This is a genomic window from Bradyrhizobium septentrionale (genome assembly GCF_011516645.4).
Lineage (GTDB): Bacteria > Pseudomonadota > Alphaproteobacteria > Rhizobiales > Xanthobacteraceae > Bradyrhizobium > Bradyrhizobium septentrionale.
Map to the genome: position 1 here is coordinate 8,560,341 of NZ_CP088285.1, position 22,086 is coordinate 8,582,426.

Here is a 22,086-nt window from a genome sequence, read left to right on the forward strand (position 1 = left end):
TGCCCATCAGCGCTTTGCCCGTTTTTTAACCGCAGCCTTGCCTCGCTTTTGAGCGGGCTTGGAGCGTGCGGCCATGGCGGGCTGGGTCTTGGCGATCGCGGGCAGATGATCGTCCGCGGTCACGAGACCCTTGGTGGCGTGCTTGATGCGCGCCCAGACGGTGGGCGTCGGGTAGTGCAGGAATTTTCGGTATCTGGTGACGGACCAGCGCGCGACGCCGATCTTGTCGGCGAACTGCTGGTCGGCACCCGACGGCGAAACGTCGGGATACGCAACCGCGTAGTATTCTGCGAGCGTCATTGGCTTTCCGGTGATGGAGGTGGGCGCGTCCGTCACCGACAAGTGCACCAGATAGGTGCACTGGTCAAGACGTCACACGCGGCTCCCTACACCTTTTCGGTGAAATGACACATGGCAGTACGTTTGGTACCGAACAGCGTGACTCAAAAAATACTTCAAGCGCACGGAATAGTCCCCTGCCCGGGCGACTCTGTTACGACGGTTCACTCCCGGTTGAGCGAAACTTTGACTAGTACAGAGATGGACATGATTGCGGACGGCCGCAGGCGGACAGGCAGCAGTCGCCTGAAGAACCCGCCGCCGGAAAACTCGATTCGCTACTACAGACAGCGCAAGGGATTGACGCTGAAGGAGGTTGCGACTCTCCTCGGCACCACCCACCAGACCATCCAGCGACTCGAGGAGCTCAATCAGGTTCTTACCCCGGACTGGGCAATGCGAATCGGTTCGGTGCTTGGCGGTATTCCCGGCGCCCTGATCGCCTATTCAGACGACGAGGACGCCTACCCGTGGGCCGCGAGGCCCATCCCGGTGATGGGGGTGATCGACGAGCGCCGGCAAATCGAGCTCCAGCAGGAGCCGCTTTACCGCGTAGGTCTGACCAACAGGCCGACCGGCACGGTTGCGATCGAGGTGCGCGACAGGACCATGCTGCTCGATGGCTGGCTCCTCCTCTACGACGACACCCAGGCCGAGCCGATCACCGATGACATCATCGCGCTGCAGGCCAACAACGAACGATTCGTCTGCCGCCTGACCGACGGCACCGTCTGGGTGCGCCGAATCGTGCCTGCTGCGAACGGTCTGCACCACCTCGAAACCGACCACGCGCCGCCGATCTACGACGCGCACGTCAAATCAGTTGCGTTGGTGCTGGGCTTCGAGAGACCGGGGCAGGACCTGCCTCCGAGATAGGGCGCGGCGATTCGCCACACAATTCCGGATTACTACGGATGACGCCCACGCGCGGTGCAGTCAGGGCTTCGTCATGGTCGGGACAAAGGGGACATCGCCCAACTGGCACACGGCTTGCAATATATCCAATAACTAAGATTCTTAGATCAAGTATATCCAAGAACTCAGAACAAGGGGGCCCCTATAGGGCCCCCGTTTTGTTTCTGATTTGAGAGCATTTCTAAAGACTGAGAATTTAATGTTGTGCAATGCGTGCCAGCGCGCGTAGACGAAATGCACCAGATTTTTTCGATTCGGTGCATTTGCACCCTTGACGATGCACCTTTCCGGTGCAATATCGGATGCACACCGGGAGACCAACCCACCATCCATCGTCAACAAGCCCGGTTCCGAGGGTGACTGTCAGGCCGCGCCGCACTTCGCAGGTGCACGCGGACTGACACTCGAGGGACCGGGTGGGAGCACCCAATCGTGACCGACACCGACACGTTCCAACCCGTGGGCGCGTTCGCCCAAGCCGTCGTCGACAAGATCCAGCTCGGCGCCGTCGATAGCCACCCCGTCACCGACCGCGCGTCGTGGCTCGCCATGCGGACCCGCGACATCACCGCCTCCGACATCGCGTCGATCTGCGGCGTCGGCTACCGCTCGGCGCTCGCAGTCTGGGCCGAAAAGACCGGCAAGACCCAGCCGCAGGCGGATAGCCCCATCCTGCAGCGCGGCCGCTGGCTCGAGCCCGCGATCTGGCGCGCCATCGAGGACCGCGAGCCCAGCTGGCAGCTGCGTCCTGCCAAGGTCTATCTGCGCTCGCCGTCGCTGCGCGTTGGAGCGACACCGGATGCACTGGCAGTGGACCCCGAACGCAAGGGCCTCGTGCTCATTCAGGGCAAGGTCGTTGCCCGGCCGACGTTCATCAACGACTGGCTCGGCGGCGATAAGCATCGCGGCACCCCCGAGGTGCCGCTCGGCTATCAGCTGCAGACGTTGACCGAGACCATGCTCGCCGAGGCGCGCTTCCAGATCGAAATCCATCCGGTCCTGGCCGCGCTTGTGGTCGGCGACTTCACCGCCGACCTGCACATGATCCCGGTGCAGCGCCACGAAGGCGCTGAACAGCGGGCGCTCGCCACCGTCAAGAGCTTCTGGGAGATGATCGCCAACGGCCAGCAGCCGGCGCTGGACCCGAGCCGCGACCACGACGTGGTGCGCAAGCTGTACCCTGTCGCGGACGGCACCACGATCGACCTCTCCGGCGACAACGAGATTCCCGAGATGGTTGACGAGCGCCTCGAGCTCGGCCGCCAGATCAAGGAACGCGAGGATCGTCGCGACGAGATCACCACGACGATCATGCACAAGATTGGCGATGCGTCGTTCGCAGTCATCGCAGGCGGACGCAGGCTCTCGGCCAAGGTCACCAACGTCAAGGAGAAGGTCGTCGCACCCTACTCCTTCCGCAGCCTGCGCGAAGTCAAGGCGCTCTGACGAGCGCCTTCCTCCCCTCCCATTCCCACTATTCGGAGACCATCCACATGACGACGATCATCGACAATGACGATATCCGGGTGCGCACGCTGGAGGCGTTTGCCGGTGTTGCCGGCCCTGCCCCGTCCAACCTTCCTGCGACCCAGCCGCAGAGCTTCCTGCCCCCGGTGGATCGCGTTCACGGCGCCCAACAGGTGGCCGTCCGTCGCCACGAGCCGGACGTGCTGCGCAAGATCAAGGAGCTGGCGGCGGCTGCGGGTGAATATTTCTACTACCGCTTTCCCGTGAAAAATAAGGGCAAGACGGAATACATCGAAGGCCCGACGATCAAGTGCGCCAACGCGGTCGCGCGTTTGTTCGGCAACTGCGATGTCGATTGCCGCTCGGTCGACATCGGCACCCACTGGGTGTTCCACGCGCGCTTCATGGACTTGGAGACCGGCTACTCGCTGACGCGGCCGCTGCAGCAACGCAAGACCCAGGCCACCGTGCGCGGCGATGCGGGGCGCGCCGAGGACATCGCGTACCAGATCGGCACATCGAAGGCGATCCGCAACGTCGTGACCAACGCGCTCGACACCTTCACCACCTTCGCGTGGCAAGAGGCGAAGATGTCGGTCGTCGAGACCGTCGGCAAGCAGATCGAGAAGTACAAGACCCGGGTCCAGATCCGATTGGACGAGATGGAGGTCGACCTCCATCGCGTCGAGGCTGTACGCGGTCGACCGTTGAAGGATTGGCTTGCCACCGATGTCGCGCGCACCATCGCCGAAATTCAGGCCGTCAACGACGGCATGGCGACGGCGGACGAAACCTGGCCGAAGAAGGATGACCAGAAGGCCGATGGCGACGGCAAGCTGTCGCAGTTCGCGAGCGACGCCAACAAGGCGGACGGCAACGCGGAGACCGTCGACCCCAAGACCGGCGAGGTCACCGACGGGGTCGCCAGCACCAACAACAGCGCGCAGGGCGATCAGCCCGCGCAGGGTTCGCAGACCGCCGAGGATGGCCCCCAGCCATCGGCATCTGCGACGGAGGACGGCGCGGCAGCGTCCGAAACCGCGGCGTCCTCCGCCAATTCCGAGCCGGAAGGCCCGGCCACCGAGGCCGAGTACAGCGACTATGCGGTGGCGTGGTTCGCTGAGGCGAACAACGTCGAGGAAGTGCGCGCCCGCTGGGCTCGCGAAAAGTCGATGCGTGCGAAGGCCGGCGTCAAGCCGGACACCCTCACCAAGCTGGAAGGCCTGATGAAGGACACCGTCGCCCGGATCAAGAAGGGGTAGCGCAGGGAGCAGAGCCAAACTCCCAAGAGGGGCACTGCGTGCGGCTCCGTAAACGGGAAGGCACCTCCGGGGTTCGTCAGTCTCTCTGCGTGGGTCGGACCACGGGCCGGTCAAGGTGACCAACGCGCGCAAACTACCGTGGGCGGGAAGCCGCACTTCTCGCCCACGGACATCTCAATCGCCGGGCTTCGCAGGCCCGCATGGATTTTAGTCGGGGAACCAGCATGGCGACGATCATCAACTTGAAGGGGACCAAAGAGGCCCCGAAAAACTCTCGCTCCAGCATGGGGACACGGATCATCTCCATCGCCGGCGTCCAGCAGTGGAAGGTCCCGCCGTTCCAGCGTCCGGTGCGGGTCAATGCGAAGGTGCAGGAGGCCGCGCAGTCGACACGGGAAAACGAAGCCATCGAGGGCGTCATCACGCTGGGCCAGGTCAGGGGAGACCTCGCCTACTACATCGTTGACGGCCAGCACCGCATCGAGGGCTTTAAAATCTCCGGCATCGAGGAGGCGCTGGTCGACGTTCGCGTCGTCACCTTCGAGGACTTCGCCGAGATGGCGAACGAGTTCGTTAAGCTGAACTCGTCATTGGTTCGGATGCGACCGGACGACCTACTGCGCGGCATGGAGGACGCGACCATCTCGCTGCAGCTTATCCGCAAGCATTGTCCTTTCGTCGGCTATGACCAGATCCGGCGCGCCTCGACCGGGGCGCCGATTGTGGGCATGTCCGTCATCCTCCGCTGTTGGGCCGGGTCGGCCGGTGAGACGCCGACATCAACGATGGCTGGTCAGTCAGTCTCGTCGCTCGCCAAGACCACGGACGAAACCAGCGCTCGGCAGTTGATCCAATTCCTCGGCAACGCCCATCAGGCATGGGGACGAGACCCTGAATATTACCGGCTGTGGGGCGCCCTGAACCTTTCGCTTTGCATGTGGCTGTACCGTCGCCTCGTTATCGACCGCGACCGGATGGGCAACAAGCGCGTCGTGGTGCTGAACCAGAACGAGTTCAAGCAGTGTTTGATGTCGGTCTCGGCGAGCGGCGATTACCTGCAGTGGCTAGTCGGCCGCAACATGACCGAACGGGATCGCAGCCCCGCCTACATGCGCCTCAAGGCCATCTTCCAGAAGCGCCTGCAAGAGATCACCCAGACCAAGTCGGCGCTGCCAGCTCCGGCGTGGTCGTCGCGCTGACAATCTACCCTATGGCGGGGCTTCGCAGGCCGCGCCCAGCACCATCAAGGAGACCATCTACGTGGCTGGATCAGTGAATAAGGTAATTTTGGTCGGCAATCTCGGGAAGGACCCCGAGGTGCGCCGCACCCAGGATGGCAGGCCGATTGCGAACCTGTCGATCGCGACGAGCGAGAGTTGGCGCGACAAGGGCACCGGCGAGCGTCGCGAAAAGACCGAGTGGCACCGCGTTGTAATTTTTAACGAGGGCCTCGCCAAGGTCGCCGAGCAGTATCTCAAGAAGGGCGCCAAGGTCTACATCGAGGGCCAGCTGCAAACGCGCAAGTGGACCGACCAGAGCGGCGTCGAGAAGTATTCGACCGAGGTCGTGCTGCAGGGCTTCAACTCGACGATGACCATGCTCTCGGATGGTGGCGGTGGCCGTGGTGGTGGCGGCGGAGATGACCGCGGCTCCGGTGGCGGCAACTACGGTGGTGGTGTCGGTGGCGCCGCGCCGCGTCGCGGCGGCCAGGACAACGGCGGCCAGAGCTCGCGGTTCGACAACATGGACGACGATATTCCGTTCTAGGACTCAGCAAACCCCGCTTCGCAGGCGGGGTCCTACACGGAGTCCGCGGCGCTGCGGATCAGTCTGACCTGCACGCGAGAAGGTTTGCTGCGCTCAGCCCGCCAGCGCGACGCGACGGACGTGGCCCTTCTCTGCCGAATTGACTACCTGCTCGAAGTGATCGGAAGGACCCCGGTGGGAGCATGAGCGGGATCGTGATCGCCAACGAGGAGGATCGCATCTTCCTGTGCCGCATGGTGATGGGCGCCAAGCCGGGCACCCTGATCGAGATGCATGTCGATCTCGCCTCCGACGCCCAGCGCAAGAAGATGTGGGCGATGCTCGGCGAGGTGTCCAAGCAGGTGCCGCACGTCGACATGAACGGCAACGCCAAGTTCTACGCGCCCGAGCAGTGGAAAATTCTCTTCATGCACGCCTGCGGCCAGGAGGTGGAGATGATGCCATCGCTCGATGGCTCGACCTTCCTGCCCTACGAGGGTCGGTCCTCGAAGATGAAGTCTCGAGATATGGGCGAACTTCTGTCCTGCATCGAGGCGTGGGGCGTGCAGAACGGCGTCACCTTCAAGGAGATCAGTTGATGTTTGACATGCGTGTGGAATTGGCCGCTCAAGCCATTCACAAGCTCGTCTGCGATCGGTCTGGTCGCGGCCGTGAGTGGAAGGCCATTCCGGAAAGCCTGAAGGCATCCTTTCGCGAAGAAGCTAGAGCAGCTCTTGCGGCGGCCGACACTATGGAGGTCCGATGAAGCCCGAGCAGCTGAAGATGTTCGACCTGCCGGATGTCGAGGATCGCGTCATCGACGTGCCGGCCGAGAAGCAGCCCGCGCCAAAGCGCGCGGGCCAGCGCAACCGGCAGCCATCGCTCGCGGTCCGCCAGTACGAGGTCAAGAGCGGCGGAGACTGCTTCCGCGTGCAGGCGGCCTCGCCGTCGGCGGCGAAGTACATCGCATTCAGGTTTGCGCGGAGCATGGGCCAGTACCTCTACGAGGGCGGCTTCATGGCGTTCGTCTCCGGCGGCCTGCAGGTCAGGGAAGAGAGGAGATCGAAGTGAGCGTTGAACAGATCGTCGTTGTCCTGATGGCCCTCTCGGTCGTCAGCGTCTTTTTCTACTTGGGATTTGGCAAATGAGCATCATCGCAACCGAGCGACTGCAACAGATCGAACAGCTCGACACCAACGGCCGATACGGCCGCCTCGCGCGCGAGGCGCTGGAGGCCCTGCCCGTGACTTTTCAGGGTCGCGTCGCGGAATGGATGAAGGCGTGCTTCTCCATCGACGTCTGTCGCGACGGCATCGAGCGCAATCACCGCTTCCTCGAAGAGTCGCTGGAACTCGTCCAATCGCTCGGCTGCACGGCGAGCGAGGCGCATCAGCTCGTCGACTACGTGTTCGGTCGCCCGGTCGGGGAGCCCAAGCAGGAGATGGGCGGCGTCATGGTCACGCTCGCGGCCCTCGCCTGCGCGCACGACCTTGACATGATGCCGGCGGCCGAGACCGAGCTGGTGCGCGTCTGGACCCGGATCGACCAGATCCGCGCGAAGCAGGCCACCAAGCCGAAGCACTCGCCACTGCCCCAGCATGTCGAGGCAGATGCTGGGACGGCTCAGGCGGCTCTGCAGGAAATCATCAAGTCAGCGTCCCACAAGGACGCAATCAATATCGCGATCGAAGCAAGGAGAGAGTACAAAACGTCCCCAGCCGCGCCAGTCGTCACCGTCGATATGTCCGCGGAGCTGATGGATGCGGCGCAGCGGACGAGCAAGCTGCGCGATAGCATCGTCGAAGCCTGCGACCTGCTGGCCGAACGGAAATACGGGAGCCCTGCCCGGTCACCCGGTCACAACGCCCGACTCCTGCTGGAGCGGGCACTGGAGAACGTGCCGAAGGCGCCGGCCACACCCGGCGCAGACGCCGCGCGCACCATCTCTGAGCTTCGCGCGGGCCTGCAGGCGGCAATTCGCGCCGCCAAGCTCGCCCTGTTCGTGGTCCGTAAGCAGAATGTGATGCCCAACGGCAGCTGGGCCAACGGCTTCGACCGCGATCTCGAAGCAGCCGATGCAGCGCTCGCAGGGACGCCACAACATCCGGATCTGCGCGTGGCCGTCGCCCGCGCCATCGTCGAGGTGACCAACCGCTGGATCAAGCCGAACTTCCCGGCTGATCACGTGCTGCCGACCTTCGACCAGCTGCGCAAGCAGGAGAAGCGGCTCAATCTGGAGTTTGCTGACGCCGCGATCGCGACGGTGAAGAACGCCGGGGCCGAGCCAAAGCCGGAGCGCCAGTGGACCGGTCCCGGTCACCTCGAGCAGACCGGCTACATTGATCCGGAGCCCGGCCGATGAACCTCCGCATCCTCAAGAAGCTGTCCGCGCGCGCCGCTCTACAAGAAGCGTGCGTATCACCTGGGTCTGAAAGACAAGCCGTCGCGGCTGAAGAGCCGCGGCTTCGAGGGCGTCAAGCCGCAGCGTACCGCGTCGACACCCATCAACAAATGGAGAGGGTATGACTGAGATCGAGCGTTACATCATCCGGCCCGAGGCGCACCGCGGCGAATGGGCCTTCATCTATGTCGACGAGGAGAAGAGCATGTTCATGGCCTACTCGTCGTTCGGAACCTACGCATATTGCTGGCCTCACCGGGGGCCCGAGACCTTGAAGGAGTTCCTGCTCGACCTCGAGTTCGACTACTTCATGGGAAAGACGCGTGGGCTCGAGAGCAAGCAGTTTGATTTCAACGGCACCATCGAGGGCATGAGAAAGCACGTCCGCGAAGCGCAACGCCGCAAGATGCTGAGCAAGGACAAGGCTCGCGACGCCTTGGTCGCCATCGACGACCTGAAGTGGATGGATAACCATCAGAGCGTCGACGTGTTCGTCGATCGCGTCTATGCGGACAAGGCGATCTGCGAGGCCTATCGTCACGACTTCGAGGACGTCATCAAGAACCGCCCTGACCCTCAGTGCGTTGGCTTCTGGCAGAAGATCTGGCCGGAGTTCGTCAAGGCGATCACGCCCAAGCCGGTCGCGGCGGTGGTCGAGCAGCCGGTCGAGGTGATGGCATGACAACGCGCCGCGATCTGTTCAAGGTCGGCGCGGCTGCGGCCGCCGCCGTCGCACTGCCCTCCTCGGGCCCCGTCGTTGCGGGCGAGCTGGTCGAGCCCGCGGTCGCTGTAGCCCCGGCGACGCCCTACGCGACCTATCCGTGGCGCTGGTGGATCAGCCTCGACGGCGAGTCCTTCATCGAAGAGTTCGATACCGAGGCCGAGGCCATCAAGGCGGCCAAGGGTTACGGAGAGAAGGCCATTGTGGCTGAGTGCCAGCAGCAGGACTTCAGCCTTCATGTCTACGGCAGCGACGTCATCGAGATGCTCTACCAGAACAACGAGGAGGACATCGGCGATGGCGAGTTCTTCGACTGCACCAAGGAGCAGTCGGACGAGCTCGGCCAGGTCGTGACCGCCGCGATCGAGGCGTGGGCCGCGAAGCACAAGCTCAATCTGACGGCATGGACGTTCGGTCAGACCCGCAACCGCACCGAGATCCCAGAGGAGGTCGCCTGATGGACCTGCCGCAGATCCCCGACGACGACGCCGACTTCACGCCCGATCTGGCGCGCGAGATCATCGCCAAGTACCAGAAGATCATCACCGACCTGACCGACCCCACTCTGAGGAGCATGCGGCTCGATGATGGCGGCTTCAACATGGAGCTGGGCGGCGAGGTCGTGAAGCGGATGGCGATCATGATGACGACGTGGTTCCGCGAGAGCGGCGCCAAGAACTACGTCGAGATCGCCATCAACGCCATCGACCCGCCCTTCGAGAAGTTCCTGTTCTATGTGCAGAAGCGCGGCGACGGTGCGTTGACGCCGGGTGAGGCTTTGAGCGAGGCGAAGGCCGAGATCGCCCGCTACGCCAGCCAGGTCGCGGACCTCGAAGAGGAGTGCGATCGCCGCTACCAAGAAACCGAGAAGCTGCGTGAGCAGCTTGCAGTAAGTGTAAAATAGACCCCGGCCGGGGCCCGCTTCGCAGGCGGGCCCCTTGCTGGCAAGGAGACCGATCATGAGCCGCCGTGCTGCCCGCTTCACTGAGGCTGACGCCTACCGTGCGATCCGCGCGGCGCAGCGCGCTGGCGCAGGAACCGTGGAAATCAAGCCTGATGGCACGATCTGGGTCCGGATTTCCCCGCCATCCACACCGGAAGAGCTACCCCCGGAGCCTCCTCGGAAGCGCACCCCAGTGGTGCTTTAATGGAGGACATGCCCCGACCCCGTCCCCCTTATTTGCAGCGCGGCAAGAGCCGCCACGGCAAGCCGTACTGGTTTGTGAAGGTCGGTCGCAGCGGGCCGAAGATCACCATCCGTGCCGAATACGGCACCAAGGAGTTCGACGAGGAATACCGGGCGGCGGTGAATGGCGGCGCCACTGTCAAGCGCAAGCCACGGGCCAGCAAGGGAACGTTGGAGTGGGCGTGGCAGCTCTACAAGGCGTCGAGCGCGTGGAACAACGAGATCAGCGAATCGACCCGCCGCCAGCGTAGCAACATCATGAAGCACGTCCTCAAGACCGGAGGGGCAAGCCCGCTGGAGGACATCGACGCCGATGCGATCGCGGCTGGCATCGAACGGCGCGCCGCAACGCCGTCGCAAGCGAAGAACTTCAAGCAGACCATGCGTCAGTTCTTCGCCTGGCTGAAGCGTCAGAAGATCGTGGCGGTCAATCCGGCCGAGGACGCCGAGCTGCCGAAGCGCCCCAAGACCGGCGGCTTCAAGGAGTGGACTGAGGCCGACGTCGTGAAGTACGAGGAGCGCTGGCCGCGCGGCACCCGGCAGCGGGTTATGCTGGATGTGTATATGTATACCGGCCTACGCCGTGGCGACGCCGCCGAGGTCGGACCCAAGCACGTTTACGACCAGCCGGCCATCGTGCGGGACGAGGTCACGGGCGAGAGGAAACCGATCGTCAAGAAGGTCATCTCACTGTCGACCGAGAAGAGCCAGCGCCAGACGGCGGTTCACCTGCCCATGCTCCCTCCGTTGGCTGAAACGCTGGAGGCGGGCCCCACCGGGGAAACCTTCATCGTCACCGAGACCGGCGACGCCTACGTCAAGGAGAGCCTCGGCAATGCCTTCAAGGATGCCTGCGTCGCGGCCGGCATCATGGACAAGTCGGCGCACGGCCTCCGCAAGGCGGCCGCCACCCGGGCGGCCGACAACGGCGCCACCGCCCACGAACTGATGGCGATCTTCGGCTGGAAGGACATCAAAGAAGCGGAGATCTACACCAAGGCGGCGGACCGGAAGCGGCTGGCGCTGCGGGCGATGGGGATGCTCGACAATACGGCCGCGGCGAACCGCGACACGCTCAGATCGTGAACACCTATGCACCCACCCTCGATCTGGTGGGTGCATGAGAGCGAAAAGTGCAATAATATCAAAGAGGATTTCGGGTTGTGGTGCGCTCGGAGGGACTCGAACCCCCACGGTGTTACCCACTGCCACCTCAAGGCAGCGCGTCTACCAATTCCGCCACGAGCGCTAAGGATGTCGGATGGAACCCTAAGGCGCCGCCGCATCGACGGGGCGATGTAACAAATCATGCATGCAGGGACAAGGCGCTAAATGCGAGAATTAACTGCGAACTCCGGGAGATTTCGGCAGCATTTGCTTGACCTCGACCGCAATCCGGTTGCGGTCGACCAGCACCACGCCGCTGGCCACCGGCAGGTTGTTGGCGAGGATCTTGACCTCGTCGGCCTCGGTGGCATCCAGTTCGATGATGGCGCCGCGGGACAGCCGCATGACCTGATGAATCGGCATGGTGGTCGTGCCGAGGACCACCATGAGATCTACGCTGACTTTATCGAGGGTGGGCACTTCTGAACCGCCGAACGGGAACTAAATTATGGGTTCACCTGACCACGTTAGGGTTAGCTAATGGTTAACGACCGCCAAAGCCTCGATTTGACGACCTTTGCTCGCCCTTCGGGCGGCGGCGCGGTCGAATGGCGGATTTCGGACGGTCCGGTGCCCTACCCCGATTCTCTCGCGGCGATGGACGCAAGGGTGGCGGCGATCGCGGCCGGCGAGGCAACCGAGCTGGTGTGGCTGCTCGAGCACCCGCCGCTCTACACCTCCGGCACCAGCGGCAAGGCCGACGATTTGCTCGCCCCGCGCTTTCCGACCTTCCAGAGCGGCCGCGGCGGCCAGGTCACCTATCACGGCCCAGGCCAGCGCGTTGCCTATGTGATGCTCGACCTCAAGCGGCGCCGGCCGGATGTGCGCGCCTATGTCGCCTCGCTGGAGGAGTGGATCATCCGCACGCTGGCCGCCTTCAACGTCCGCGGCGAGCGTCGCGAGGATCGCGTCGGGGTCTGGGTGCGACGCCCGGACAAGGGACCGGGTTTTGAGGACAAGATCGCAGCGATCGGCGTCCGGCTGCGCCGTTGGGTCTCGTTCCACGGCATCGCGATCAATGTCGAGCCCGAGCTCTCGCACTTCCAGGCGATCGTGCCCTGCGGCGTGGTCGATCCGCGCTACGGCGTCACCTCGCTGGTCGATCTCGGGCTGCCAGTCACGATGGCCGATGTCGACATCGCGCTCCTGCAGGCCTTCGCCGAGGTGTTCGGCGACACCGCGGCGCGCCTGCCGGAAGCGACGGCGCTGTGATCTGATGCGCAAGCGGTTCCTGGTCGGGTTTATCGTTCTGGCCTCCGCAAGCCTGGTGTATCGCCTGCTGGACACCCCGGTCGAAAAGCTTCGACAAGACGCAACACTGCAGCGCGTCCAGGATTTCATGACGCGTCATGGCAGCGAGAGACCGGTTGCTTTCGTCGGCGACAGCCTGGTCGAAAACGCCAACTTTTCGCCTGCGATCTGCGGACGACCCGTCTTCAACGCGGGTTATGCCGGTGCGATCGCCAGCGGCGTGCTTCAACTGGTCAAGGAGTTCGACCGCATCAAATTTTCCCCGGGCATTGTCGTGATCTCGGTCGGCGTCAACGACAGCCTCGTGGTCGACCGGCGCCCCTTTGCCGAGTCCTATCAGGAGATCGTGCAGCGGGCCGGCGCACTCGGCGCCAAGGTCTTCGTCGTGTCGCTGGCGCCGATTGCCGGGTCGGGCGTGCTGGCCAATGCCATCGACCGGTCACGCTTCGCCGACATCGACCGGGTGATACGGCAGACCGCCCATGATCGTTCGATCCCGCTGATCGATGTCGGCACGCTGCGCACGCAGGCGAGCCCCCAGGTCGAGGACGGCATCCATCTCAGCGCAGATGGCTATGCCGCCTGGACCGGCACGATCGAGAGCACGATCAACCGGCAGTGTCCTTGAGGCGCGCGCCAGCCGGACAACTGGCAATCATGCCGCCGCCTTCTGCGGCGCGACCTCCAGCTTGCCGGCGATGTAGCGGCGCTCCTGGGTGAGGCCGCCGAAGCCGTAGGCATCGCCCTTCACCTCGTCGACATGGGCATAGCTCTCGGTGTGCAACGGCCCGAGCAGCTCGCCCATCCGCTTGAACAGCGCAGCGAGATAGGCCGCCTTCTCGTCCTTGGTGTTGGTGCCCTCGGTGACGTGGATGTCGAGCCAGTAGCTCGCGAGCCCCTGCTCGGCGAGCGATTTGCCGCCCGCGAACCAGTCGGCGGCGGCGGCCGACTTCACGATGATGGCGGTGACCTTGGGATCCTTGTGCAGGATGTCAGCGGTGAGGTCGGACACGGCGGCGGCGATGTCGGACTTCAGCGACGACGTCTGGCGGGAGGTCGCGTAGGTGACGGTGATGAGCGGCATGATCGGTCTCCTTGAATTCGGTTGGCGCGGGTCAATCGCGCCTCCTCTAGCTAGACCTTCGCGCATCATCTTGGTATCTTATCTATATGGATAGCAGTGATAACGATTGTTGATCATGACGCTCGATATCGATACCGTGCAGGCCTTCCTGCTGGTCGCCGAATTGCAGGGTTTCACCCGCGCCGCCGAGGCGCTCGGCACCACGCAGGCGGCGATCAGCATGAAATTGCAGCGGCTCGAAACCGTGCTCGGCAAGCGGCTGGTCGAACGCTCGCCCCGCGCGGTGCGGCTGACCGCTGATGGCGCGGCGTTCCTGCATCATGCCCGCGCGCTGATCGAGGTGCATGACCGCGCGCTGTCCGGCGAGAGGCCGGCGCGGCAGCAACTCACGCTCGGGATCAGCGATCACGCCGCAGGCCCCGAGCTGGTGCCGCTCCTGGAGCGGCTGCACGCAATGGCGTCGCAGCTCGCGCTTGCCGTGAACATCGGCTTCTCGCGCGAGATGCTCGACGCCTACGATGCCGGCGAGCTCGATGCTGTCATCGTGCGCCAGGAAGGCAGCCGGCGCGGCGGCGAGAAACTGACCGAGGACGAATTCGGCTGGTTTGCCACCAAGCGCTTCGTATGGCCGCGAGGCGATGCCCTGCCGCTCGCAACGCTCGCGCCGCCGTGCGGAGTGCGTGCCCTCGCCGTGCGTGCACTCGACAAGGCCGGCATCGCGTGGACCGAAAGCTTCGTCGGCGGCGGTGTCACCGCGGTGGTGGCTGCCGCGCTGGCAGGCCTTGCGGTCGCTCCGCTCGTTCGCCGCATCGCGCCGCCGGGCCTGATCGACATCGGCCCCACGCACAAGCTGCCACGACTAGGTGCGTCAAAGGTGATGCTGCATTCGAAGGTCGGCGATCCCGCCAAGCTGGCGGCACTCAGGACGCTGGCTGCGACGTTTCGGAGCGTGGCGGCTGCGGCGTAGCATCGCGCACGACGAGCCAGTAGGCCACACCTGCAACAAATCCGACCGCGGCGATCACGTAACCAAGTCCGGATGTCCAGAACTCTGGACGCGGCACCAGCAGGGTGATGATCAACGCCCCGGTCGCAGCACCGGCGCAGGCGAAGAAGCCGACAGCCCGAATCTGAAACTTCTCACTGAGCCAGCCGACAATCGAGGCGGGCATGGCGGTCAACAGACAGGTCACGAAGAAGAGCAAGGGCGAGCAGCCCAGCACCCAGAAACAGACCAGAACCGAGGATAGATTGGGGTACGAAGCAATCAATAGCGCGCTGACGCCGACAGAAATCACCACTGTTGTCGTGGCGCAACCCGCAAGCCAGCCCTTGACTCCACGAGTGAAGCTGCTGGACATACGCCCCTCCTCTACAGGATCGCCTCGAATGCGCTGCGCAGGGTTTCGTGCCGAAACACAAAGCCATTGCTCAACGCCTTGTTCGGCAGCACGCGCTGGCCGCCGAGCAGCAGCTCATCGGCGAAATCGCCGCCGACGGCGCGGAGCAGCGCGGCCGGCACGCGGAAGATCGCGGGCCGGTGCAGACGGCGCCCCAGCTCCTCGGTGAATTTCGTGTTGGTTACCGGGATCGGTGCGGTGGCGTTGACAGGACCGGACAGTTCGGGCCTCGCGATCACATGCGCGATCAGGCGCACCAGATCGTCGCGCTCGATCCACGACATCCACTGCTTGCCCGAGCCGAGCGGGCCGCCGAGACCGAACTCGAACGGCGTCAGCATCCGCGTGATGAAGCCGCCGTCGGTGCCGACCACGAGACCGATCCGCAAATAGGCCACGCGGACGCCGTGATCGGCAGCGGGCTTCGCGGCATTCTCCCAAGCCTCGCACAATTCGTGACTGAAGCAGGCATGGGATTTCGCCGACTCCGTCAGCACCTGGTCCTGCCAAAGACCGTACCAGCCGATCGCCGAGCCGCTCACCAGCACAGCCGGCTTGCGCTCAAGGCGCGCGATCAGCCTGACGACCTCCGCCGTCATGTCGATCCGCGAGGCAAGGATCGTCCGCCGCTTGGCCTCGGTCCACAGGCCATTGCCGATCGGCTCGCCCGCGAGATTGACGATGGCGTCGATCCCTGAGTCGGCGGGCAACTGGTCGAGGCTCGTGATCAGCGTCACCGGCGGCGCCAGCATCTCGGCCTTCGCCGGATTGCGGATCAGCGCGATGACCTGATGGCCTGACGCGGTGAGGCTTGCGACCAGACGGCTGCCGATGAAGCCGGTCGCGCCGGTGACCAGCACGGTCTGCCGCGCCGGCAATTTCTCAACCAGCGTCGTGGCCGGCACGCTGGCCATCCGTCCGAGGCGTCTGGCTGCGGCGAAGTCTCGCGCACCGAACAGCGCAGCGCCGAAGGCTGCGGCCGTCGCGAACAGACTCAAGAGGCCCGCAGAGGCAGGTGCGACGGCCGTCGGCAGCATCGCCCAGCCGATCAGGACCGGCACCAGCAGCACAAGGATCGCGCCGTAATTAATCGCGAGCAGCGTATGATTGATCCGCTCGCTCGGCGGCAGCTTTCGGCTCAGATCCTCCTCGACAAAATCCATCAGCGTGATGACGACCTCGACAACCAGCACCATCATAATGGCGATCGCGAAGATGCCGTGCACCTCGAGCCAGCCCAGCACCAGGAACAGCAGCGCGTAGAGCATGTTTCGCACGCTGTGCAGCTGCAGCTCATGGCGCTGCGATGGACGCCAGGCCAGCCGTTCGGTGAATTCGTGGTGATAGAAGGTGTCGAACGCCCCCATCGCGATCTGGATGGCGACGAGCGTCCAAAGCAGCGGCGTCATGACGAGGCCTCCCTGAACACGGCGGACTGACGGATCAGCCGGCCCAAACGCGGGTGGATGATCTCCAGCGTGAAGCGGAAGTCGCCGCAGCCGAGATCGGAATGGGTCACGGTGAGAGCGCCGGGCGTGAGCCATTCGGGCAGCTGCAGGCGAAACGGGCCGAGCTGCAGCGAATAGCCGACACTGTGAAACACCAGCGCCTCGTGCTCGACCGCGATCCGCAGCGCCATGCTGACGCCGAAGCCGACATACTCCTCAAGCCCAGTCGACCCGGCAAAACGCTTGGCGGAATGAATCACCTGCGGGAAGCCGTCGCGGCGCGCGCAGATGCGGGTCCAGATCTGGCCGCCGCTCGCCGCGTCCTCGGTGACGGTGACGATCATCGGCACGCCGGTCTCGGTGCCGGTCGGAAGCGGGCCGCCGATCAGGCGCGCGGCCTGCGCCAGCCACCGGCCAGGACGGCTGCTCGAAGCCTCTTCGACCTCACCGACATAGACGACCGTGTTGCCATCCTCAAACCGTTTCGAAAAACGCCGCCAGATCGCAACCGGCAGGCGGCCCCAATCCTCATCCGGCAGCAATGCGCGGAAGCGATGGTCGTCGAGCAGTTTTGTATCCGGGACCGGCGATGTCTTGAGGCTGGATATCCTTGCTGACGCCATCGCACACTCCCGTTACGCCGCCGCCTCTATTTGGCCCTGCCTGTGGGCAGGAAACTCACGATCTTCTCGCCGAGCCTGATCAGCGCGACCAGGCGCGGCCGCGGCACGTTCAGCATCTGCGTGTACCAGCGGTCGACCAGCTCGGTGAATGTCAGCATCTCCTTCAGCCGCTTGCTGGCGAGCGGACTGATGGCCGGATCGTCGGCCGCGTCGGTGACGCAGGCGCGCAGTGCCGCCAGCGCGGGATCGATCTCGCGCTCCTTGCGCCCGGCCGCGATCTTGGCCGCGACCTCCCAGATGTCGGTCTCGGCCTCGAAATGGTCGCGGCGGTCGCCAAGGATCGGCACCCGCCGGATCAAGCCCCAGGACAACAGCTCCTTGATCGAATTGGAAACGTTGGAGCGCGCCATGCCGAGGGTGTCGGCGATGTCCTCGGCCGTCATCGGCGCTTCGGCGAGATAAAGCAGCCCGTGGATCTGGCTGACCGAGCGGTTGACGCCCCATTCGTCGCCCATATCGCCCCAATGCAGGATGAAGCGCTCGACGACGGCAGGAAGTTTTCTCTTGGCGGTTATTTCTGTCATGACAGAAATATCAGACTGTTCGGAGTTAAAGTCAAGGGCTCCGAAGCCGCCCGTGAGGGGCGCGCGACCCGGAAGGACCACCTGCCCTGTGTGATGCACCGGTGAGTGCAATCGATCGCAGGTGACGAGTTTTCCTTTGTGGTTGCCGAGGTCTTCGGCCAAGCTGGTCCGGGTGGACCATTTTGGGCCGGACACTGCTTGTCGATGTGGGCCGGCTTCACGGCCGCCAGGGAGATTGCCATGCCAGCGTCCGACAAGGAGTTCGTTGGGTCCATTCCAGAACTGTACGACCGGCTCCTCGTGCCGATGATTTTTGAACCCTATGCGCGCGATCTGGCGCAACGCGCCAAGGCTCTTGGCCCGCGCGACCTGCTCGAGACGGCCGCGGGCACCGGCGCCGTCACCCGCGCGCTGTCGTCGGCGCTCGGCCGCGGCACAAGGATCACAGCGACCGACCTGAATGAACCGATGCTCGAACGGGCGAAATCGCGGATACCGGACGCGACCGATATCAGGTGGCGGCAGGCCGACGCCCTCAACCTGCCGTTCGACAATGCGAGCTTCGATGTCGTCGCCTGCCAGTTCGGCGCGATGTTCTTCCCCGACAAGCCCAAGGGCTATTCTGAGGCTCGCCGTGTCCTGAAGCCGGGCGGCCGTTTCCTGTTCAACATCTGGGATCGCATCGAAGACAACGAGTTTGCCGACGTGGTGAACCATGCATTGGCAGAGGTCTTTCCGGCCGATCCGCCGCGCTTCCTGGCGCGCACGCCTTACGGCCACTACGCAACCGACCCGATCCGGGCCGATCTTTTGGCCGCGGGCTTTGGCAAGATCGAGATCGACGTCTTGCGGGAGCAAAGCCGGGCGAATGCGCCTCACGATCCGGCGATCGGTTTTTGCCAGGGCTCACCGCTGCGCGGCGAGATCGAGGCGCGCGGCGGGATCGGCCTTGATGCTGCGACCGAGCACGCCGCATCGGCTCTGGCGAACCGGTTCGGCAAGGGCGCGATCGAAGGCCGCATTCAGGCGCTGGTGATTTCAGCCGTCGCGTAACAACGCGCGTCAGACCGTCGGCAGGACGGAGAACCGTTCCCCTGCCCGGCGCTGATTCAAGAGATCGGAATTGACCGCCGTAGCGTGCACCGCATCGACGCGCGCAGAGAACGGACCGCGGCCACATGCTGCGATCATGTCGGTGACGACGTCGTCGGCTCCGGCAAACGCCGCCTCGACGCTGCCGTCGCGGCGGTTGCGGACCCAGCCTTCGAGGCCGCGCCCGTTCGCCTGCTCGTCGACCCAGGCGCGATAGCCGACGCCCTGGACGCGGCCGCTGATGGTGACGTGGCGGATCACGCCGCTCATTTCTTCAAGCCGAGGAACTCGCCGCTGCGCGCCTTGGTCTCCGCCTCGCGCATCACGCGGCCGGTCAGTTCGGATGACGCGATGCCCTTGAGGTTCTTCGGCGAGGTGCCTTCGCGCAGCGCCTTCAGCGTCTCGTAGACGGCTTGCGTGGCGGCGGCGAACGGCGCATGGCCCTGCAGCGCGATCCTGACGCGCTGGCTTGCCAGATAGTCCAGCGCAGTCATCTCCTCCGGCGCGCCGCCGAGCACGATCGGCAGCGTCGTCGCGGCCGAAAGCGCCTCCAGCTCGCCGCGCGACTTGATGCCGGTGAAGAACAGGCCGTCGACGCCGACCGCTTCATAGGCCCTGGCGCGTGCAATCGCGTCGTCGAGACTTGTGATCGAGACGGCGCCGGTCCGGCCCAGGATCACGAGCGACGGATCGCTGCGGCCGTCGAGCGCAGCCTTCATCTTGCCGACGCCTTCCTCGAGCGAGATCAGCTGCGTCTTGGCCTGGCCGAACGCCTGCGGCAGCAGCGTGTCCTCGATGGTGAGGCCGGCGGCACCGGCGGCTTCCACTTCCTGTACGGTGCGACGAACGTTGAGCGCATTGCCGTAGCCGTGGTCGGCATCGACAAGCACCGGCAGGGCCGAAGCACGCGACATCCGGCGTATCTGCTCGGCGAACTCGGTCAGCGTGATCAGCGCGATATCGGGATCGCCGAGCACGGCGAGCGAGGCGACCGAGCCACCGAACATGCCGAGCTCGAACCCGAGATCCTCGGCAATCCGGATCGAGGCCGCGTCATAGACCGAGCCCGGGCGGATACAGGTTGATCCACTCAAAATCGATCGCAGTGCTTCGCGGCGTTTGCGGAAAGCCATGGTGTTTTCTCCATCCACGTCATTGCGAGGAGCGAAGCGACGAAGCAATCCACCTCTCGTCATATGGGGTTAGATGGATTGCTTCGCTGGCGCTCGCAATGACGGTGCTAAGCGAACTCCAGGATCAGCGCATCGACCGCGAGCGTGGCGCCGGCGGCGGCGTGGATCTTCTTGACCGTGCCGTCGCGCTCGGCGCGCAGCACGTTCTGCATCTTCATGGCTTCCACGACCGCCAGCGTCTCGCCGGCCTTGACCTCCTGGCCCTCGGCCACGGCGATCGACACCACGAGACCGGGCATCGGGCACAGCAGCTTCTTGCCGGTGTCGGCCGCGGAGGTCACCGGCATCAGCCGCGCCGACGTCGCCTCGGTCTCGGTGAAGACGTAGACCGGCACCTCATGGCCCTGATGCGCGAGCCGGAAGCCGTTGTTGATGGCCCGCACCTGCACGGCGACAAAATTGCCGTCGATGGTGCCCTGCCAGACCGGCTCGCCCGGCGCCCAGCTCGACACCAGATTGTGCGGATTGCCCGGCAGCCCGTCGGCGCCGATGAAGCGCACCGTGACGGCGTCGTCCTCGCGCGCGACGTCGAGCGCGATCTCGGCGCGGTCGAGCCACACCGCGCGACGGCGCTCGCGCTGCACCACGCGGCCACCCATCTGGCCGGAAATCTGCCGCTTGCGTTCGCCCAACACGTGATCGATCGCAGCGCCGACCGCGGCCAACCGCCGCGCGATCTCGCCCTCGGGCGCGCGCGCCGAAAATCCTTTCGGGAATTCCTCGGCGATGAACCCGGTCGAGAGCCGGCCCTCGCGCCAGCGCGGATGGTTCATCAACGCCGACAGGAACGGAATGTTGTGCCTGATGCCGTCAACATAGAACGCATCGAGCGCGGTGGCCTGCGCTTCGATCGCGGCTGCACGTGACGGAGCATGGGTGACGAGCTTGGCGATCATCGGATCGTAATGAATTGAGATCTCGCCGCCCTCCTGGACGCCGGTGTCGTTGCGGATCGTGATGCCGTCATGGCTGGCCTCGGCCGGCGGACGGTATTTCACCAGGCGTCCGATCGACGGCAGGAAGTTGCGGAACGGGTCCTCGGCATAGACGCGGGACTCCACCGCCCAGCCGGTCAGCGTCACGTCCTTCTGCGCGAGCGCGAGCTTCTCGCCGGCCGCGACCCGGATCATCTGCTCGACGAGGTCGATACCGGTGATCAGCTCGGTGACGGGATGCTCGACCTGCAGGCGGGTGTTCATCTCCAGGAAGTAGAAGCTCTTATCCTGGCCGGCGACGAACTCCACGGTGCCCGCCGAATCGTAGTTCACGGCCTTGGCCAGCGCGACCGCCTGCTCGCCCATCTTGCGGCGGGTCTGCTCGTCGAGCAGCGGCGACGGCGCCTCCTCGATGACCTTCTGGTTGCGGCGCTGGATCGAGCATTCGCGCTCGCCGAGATAGATCACGTTGCCATGCTTGTCGCCGAGCACCTGGATCTCGATGTGCCTGGGATCGGTGATGAACTTCTCGATGAAGACGCGGTCGTCACCGAACGACGACTTCGCCTCCGCCTTGGCGAGGTTGAAGCCTTCGGCGACCTCCGACTTGGAATGCGCGATGCGCATGCCCTTGCCGCCGCCACCGGCGGAGGCCTTGATCATCACGGGATAGCCGATCTCGTCGGCGATCTGGACGGCGTGCTTGTCGTCCTCGATGACGCCGAGATGACCCGGCACGGTCGAGACCTTGGCCTTGGCCGCCGCTTTCTTGGATTCGATCTTGTCGCCCATCGCGGCGATCGCACCGGGGTTCGGGCCGATGAACACGATGCCGGCAGCTTCCAGCGCACGCGGAAACGCCTCGCGCTCGGACAGGAAGCCGTAACCGGGATGCACGGCCTCAGCGCCCGTCTTGCGGCAGGCCTCGACGATCTTGTCGATCAAAAGGTAGCTCTCGGCCGCGGCGGGCGGGCCGATCAGCACGGCTTCATCGGCCATCTCGACATGCAGCGCGTCGCGGTCGGCCTCGGAATAGACGGCGACCGTCTCAATCCCCATACGGCGCGCAGTCTTGATGACCCGGCAGGCGATCTCGCCGCGATTTGCGATCAGGATTCGTTTGAACATGCTCTTGCTTGGGCTTTTTCGACTTGAATTTGTCTATTGGGTAGGATCCTCCCCGCGCAATCCGGCACGGGCGATTGGCCACTCCGTGGTACAGCAAATTACCCCGGAGGCAACGGTCTAATGCAGACCCTGCCGGGTGCTTGG

At 64.5% G+C, this 22,086-nt stretch carries 27 protein-coding genes and 1 tRNA gene; 17 read left to right on the forward strand and 11 right to left on the reverse strand.

Annotated features, from left to right (window positions below; all coding sequences use genetic code 11):
- Nucleotides 1–6: 6 nt before the first annotated feature.
- Entirely contained in the window at nucleotides 7–300 is a 294-nt protein-coding gene (locus HAP48_RS43095) for a hypothetical protein (protein WP_166205800.1), read from the reverse strand.
- Between the two features lie 246 nt (nucleotides 301–546).
- Between HAP48_RS43095 and HAP48_RS43100 the strand changes: the two genes are divergently transcribed.
- The 13 genes from HAP48_RS43100 to HAP48_RS43160 all read left to right on the forward strand — a co-directional run bounded on the left by HAP48_RS43100 (nucleotide 547) and on the right by HAP48_RS43160 (nucleotide 11,123).
- On the forward strand, nucleotides 547–1,215 hold the full coding sequence (locus HAP48_RS43100; RefSeq protein WP_166205801.1) for a helix-turn-helix domain-containing protein: 669 nt from the start codon (nucleotides 547–549) through the stop codon (nucleotides 1,213–1,215).
- A 471-nt stretch (nucleotides 1,216–1,686) separates the two neighbouring features.
- Nucleotides 1,687–2,700, forward strand: a complete 1,014-nt coding sequence (locus tag HAP48_RS43105; RefSeq protein WP_166205802.1) for a YqaJ viral recombinase family protein — start codon at nucleotides 1,687–1,689, stop codon at nucleotides 2,698–2,700.
- Between the two features lie 47 nt (nucleotides 2,701–2,747).
- Nucleotides 2,748–3,983, forward strand: a complete 1,236-nt coding sequence (locus tag HAP48_RS43110) for a hypothetical protein (RefSeq protein ID WP_166205803.1) — start codon at nucleotides 2,748–2,750, stop codon at nucleotides 3,981–3,983.
- A gap of 224 nt (nucleotides 3,984–4,207) precedes the next feature.
- Complete coding sequence (locus HAP48_RS43115) at nucleotides 4,208–5,182, forward strand: ParB N-terminal domain-containing protein (RefSeq protein ID WP_166205804.1); 975 nt, start codon at nucleotides 4,208–4,210, stop codon at nucleotides 5,180–5,182.
- Nucleotides 5,183–5,243: 61 nt separating this feature from the next.
- Nucleotides 5,244–5,750, forward strand: a complete 507-nt coding sequence (locus HAP48_RS43120; protein WP_166205805.1) for a single-stranded DNA-binding protein — start codon at nucleotides 5,244–5,246, stop codon at nucleotides 5,748–5,750.
- A gap of 182 nt (nucleotides 5,751–5,932) precedes the next feature.
- Nucleotides 5,933–6,328, forward strand: coding sequence for a recombination protein NinB (locus HAP48_RS43125; RefSeq protein ID WP_166205806.1), 396 nt, complete (start codon nucleotides 5,933–5,935; stop codon nucleotides 6,326–6,328).
- The gene (locus HAP48_RS43130; RefSeq protein ID WP_166205807.1) at nucleotides 6,328–6,495 is read left to right on the forward strand and encodes a hypothetical protein; all 168 of its coding nucleotides are present in this window, start codon (nucleotides 6,328–6,330) and stop codon (nucleotides 6,493–6,495) included. Before HAP48_RS43125 ends, HAP48_RS43130 begins: the two co-directional genes overlap by 1 nt.
- The gene (locus HAP48_RS43135; protein ID WP_166205808.1) at nucleotides 6,492–6,800 is read left to right on the forward strand and encodes a hypothetical protein; all 309 of its coding nucleotides are present in this window, start codon (nucleotides 6,492–6,494) and stop codon (nucleotides 6,798–6,800) included. The genes HAP48_RS43130 and HAP48_RS43135 overlap by 4 nt, the downstream gene beginning before the upstream one ends.
- Nucleotides 6,801–6,873: 73 nt before the next feature.
- Nucleotides 6,874–8,091, forward strand: coding sequence for a hypothetical protein (locus HAP48_RS43140; RefSeq protein ID WP_210292756.1), 1,218 nt, complete (start codon nucleotides 6,874–6,876; stop codon nucleotides 8,089–8,091).
- Between the two features lie 160 nt (nucleotides 8,092–8,251).
- On the forward strand, nucleotides 8,252–8,812 hold the full coding sequence (locus HAP48_RS43145) for a phiTE_072 family protein (RefSeq protein ID WP_166205809.1): 561 nt from the start codon (nucleotides 8,252–8,254) through the stop codon (nucleotides 8,810–8,812).
- Nucleotides 8,809–9,309: a twin-arginine translocation signal domain-containing protein gene (locus HAP48_RS43150; RefSeq protein ID WP_166205810.1), complete on the forward strand. Its 501-nt coding sequence runs from the start codon at nucleotides 8,809–8,811 to the stop codon at nucleotides 9,307–9,309. Before HAP48_RS43145 ends, HAP48_RS43150 begins: the two co-directional genes overlap by 4 nt.
- Nucleotides 9,309–9,755 carry a hypothetical protein gene (locus HAP48_RS43155; protein WP_166205811.1) on the forward strand — a complete coding sequence of 149 codons (447 nt, stop codon included), beginning with the start codon at nucleotides 9,309–9,311 and terminating at the stop codon, nucleotides 9,753–9,755. Before HAP48_RS43150 ends, HAP48_RS43155 begins: the two co-directional genes overlap by 1 nt.
- A gap of 243 nt (nucleotides 9,756–9,998) precedes the next feature.
- Entirely contained in the window at nucleotides 9,999–11,123 is a 1,125-nt protein-coding gene (locus HAP48_RS43160) for a tyrosine-type recombinase/integrase (RefSeq protein ID WP_166205812.1), read from the forward strand.
- 78 nt (nucleotides 11,124–11,201) lie between these two features.
- Here HAP48_RS43160 and HAP48_RS43165 read toward each other — a convergent pair.
- Nucleotides 11,202–11,286: transfer RNA gene (locus HAP48_RS43165), tRNA-Leu, on the reverse strand.
- Nucleotides 11,287–11,378: 92 nt separating this feature from the next.
- Nucleotides 11,379–11,624, reverse strand: a complete 246-nt coding sequence (locus tag HAP48_RS43170) for a FliM/FliN family flagellar motor switch protein (RefSeq protein ID WP_021080574.1) — start codon at nucleotides 11,622–11,624, stop codon at nucleotides 11,379–11,381.
- Between the two features lie 60 nt (nucleotides 11,625–11,684).
- On the opposite strand from HAP48_RS43170, the gene lipB reads away from it, so the two are divergent.
- Together lipB and HAP48_RS43180 are read left to right on the forward strand one after the other, a co-directional pair.
- Complete coding sequence (gene lipB / locus HAP48_RS43175; protein ID WP_166205813.1) at nucleotides 11,685–12,416, forward strand: lipoyl(octanoyl) transferase LipB; 732 nt, start codon at nucleotides 11,685–11,687, stop codon at nucleotides 12,414–12,416.
- Nucleotides 12,417–12,420: 4 nt separating this feature from the next.
- On the forward strand, nucleotides 12,421–13,083 hold the full coding sequence (locus tag HAP48_RS43180; protein WP_166205814.1) for an SGNH/GDSL hydrolase family protein: 663 nt from the start codon (nucleotides 12,421–12,423) through the stop codon (nucleotides 13,081–13,083).
- Between the two features lie 27 nt (nucleotides 13,084–13,110).
- Here the strand turns inward: HAP48_RS43180 and HAP48_RS43185 are convergent, their stop codons facing one another.
- Complete coding sequence (locus tag HAP48_RS43185; RefSeq protein WP_166205815.1) at nucleotides 13,111–13,539, reverse strand: tautomerase family protein; 429 nt, start codon at nucleotides 13,537–13,539, stop codon at nucleotides 13,111–13,113.
- 109 nt (nucleotides 13,540–13,648) lie between these two features.
- On the opposite strand from HAP48_RS43185, the gene HAP48_RS43190 reads away from it, so the two are divergent.
- A complete protein-coding gene (locus tag HAP48_RS43190; protein ID WP_175612268.1) occupies nucleotides 13,649–14,506 on the forward strand; it encodes a LysR family transcriptional regulator in 858 nt (285 codons plus the stop codon).
- Here HAP48_RS43190 and HAP48_RS43195 read toward each other — a convergent pair.
- From HAP48_RS43195 to HAP48_RS43210, 4 genes are read right to left on the reverse strand one after another with little or no spacing between them, the layout of a single operon-like run.
- Complete coding sequence (locus HAP48_RS43195) at nucleotides 14,460–14,900, reverse strand: hypothetical protein (RefSeq protein ID WP_166205816.1); 441 nt, start codon at nucleotides 14,898–14,900, stop codon at nucleotides 14,460–14,462. The two genes, HAP48_RS43190 and HAP48_RS43195, sit on opposite strands and share 47 nt — an antisense overlap.
- Nucleotides 14,901–14,911: 11 nt before the next feature.
- Nucleotides 14,912–16,348, reverse strand: coding sequence for a TIGR01777 family oxidoreductase (locus HAP48_RS43200; protein WP_166205817.1), 1,437 nt, complete (start codon nucleotides 16,346–16,348; stop codon nucleotides 14,912–14,914).
- The gene (locus HAP48_RS43205) at nucleotides 16,345–17,010 is read right to left on the reverse strand and encodes a DUF4166 domain-containing protein (protein ID WP_166205818.1); all 666 of its coding nucleotides are present in this window, start codon (nucleotides 17,008–17,010) and stop codon (nucleotides 16,345–16,347) included. The genes HAP48_RS43200 and HAP48_RS43205 overlap by 4 nt, the downstream gene beginning before the upstream one ends.
- Before the next feature lie 26 nt (nucleotides 17,011–17,036).
- On the reverse strand, nucleotides 17,037–17,594 hold the full coding sequence (locus tag HAP48_RS43210) for a GbsR/MarR family transcriptional regulator (protein ID WP_166205819.1): 558 nt from the start codon (nucleotides 17,592–17,594) through the stop codon (nucleotides 17,037–17,039).
- Nucleotides 17,595–17,834: 240 nt separating this feature from the next.
- Between HAP48_RS43210 and HAP48_RS43215 the strand changes: the two genes are divergently transcribed.
- A complete protein-coding gene (locus tag HAP48_RS43215; protein WP_166205820.1) occupies nucleotides 17,835–18,647 on the forward strand; it encodes a class I SAM-dependent methyltransferase in 813 nt (270 codons plus the stop codon).
- 9 nt (nucleotides 18,648–18,656) lie between these two features.
- Here the strand turns inward: HAP48_RS43215 and HAP48_RS43220 are convergent, their stop codons facing one another.
- From HAP48_RS43220 to HAP48_RS43230, 3 genes are all read right to left on the reverse strand, one after another.
- Complete coding sequence (locus HAP48_RS43220; protein WP_166205821.1) at nucleotides 18,657–18,956, reverse strand: acylphosphatase; 300 nt, start codon at nucleotides 18,954–18,956, stop codon at nucleotides 18,657–18,659.
- Entirely contained in the window at nucleotides 18,953–19,819 is an 867-nt protein-coding gene (locus tag HAP48_RS43225) for an isocitrate lyase/PEP mutase family protein (RefSeq protein WP_166205822.1), read from the reverse strand. The genes HAP48_RS43220 and HAP48_RS43225 overlap by 4 nt, the downstream gene beginning before the upstream one ends.
- 107 nt (nucleotides 19,820–19,926) lie before the next feature.
- Complete coding sequence (locus HAP48_RS43230; RefSeq protein WP_166205823.1) at nucleotides 19,927–21,942, reverse strand: acetyl-CoA carboxylase biotin carboxylase subunit; 2,016 nt, start codon at nucleotides 21,940–21,942, stop codon at nucleotides 19,927–19,929.
- Nucleotides 21,943–22,086 lie beyond the last annotated feature (144 nt).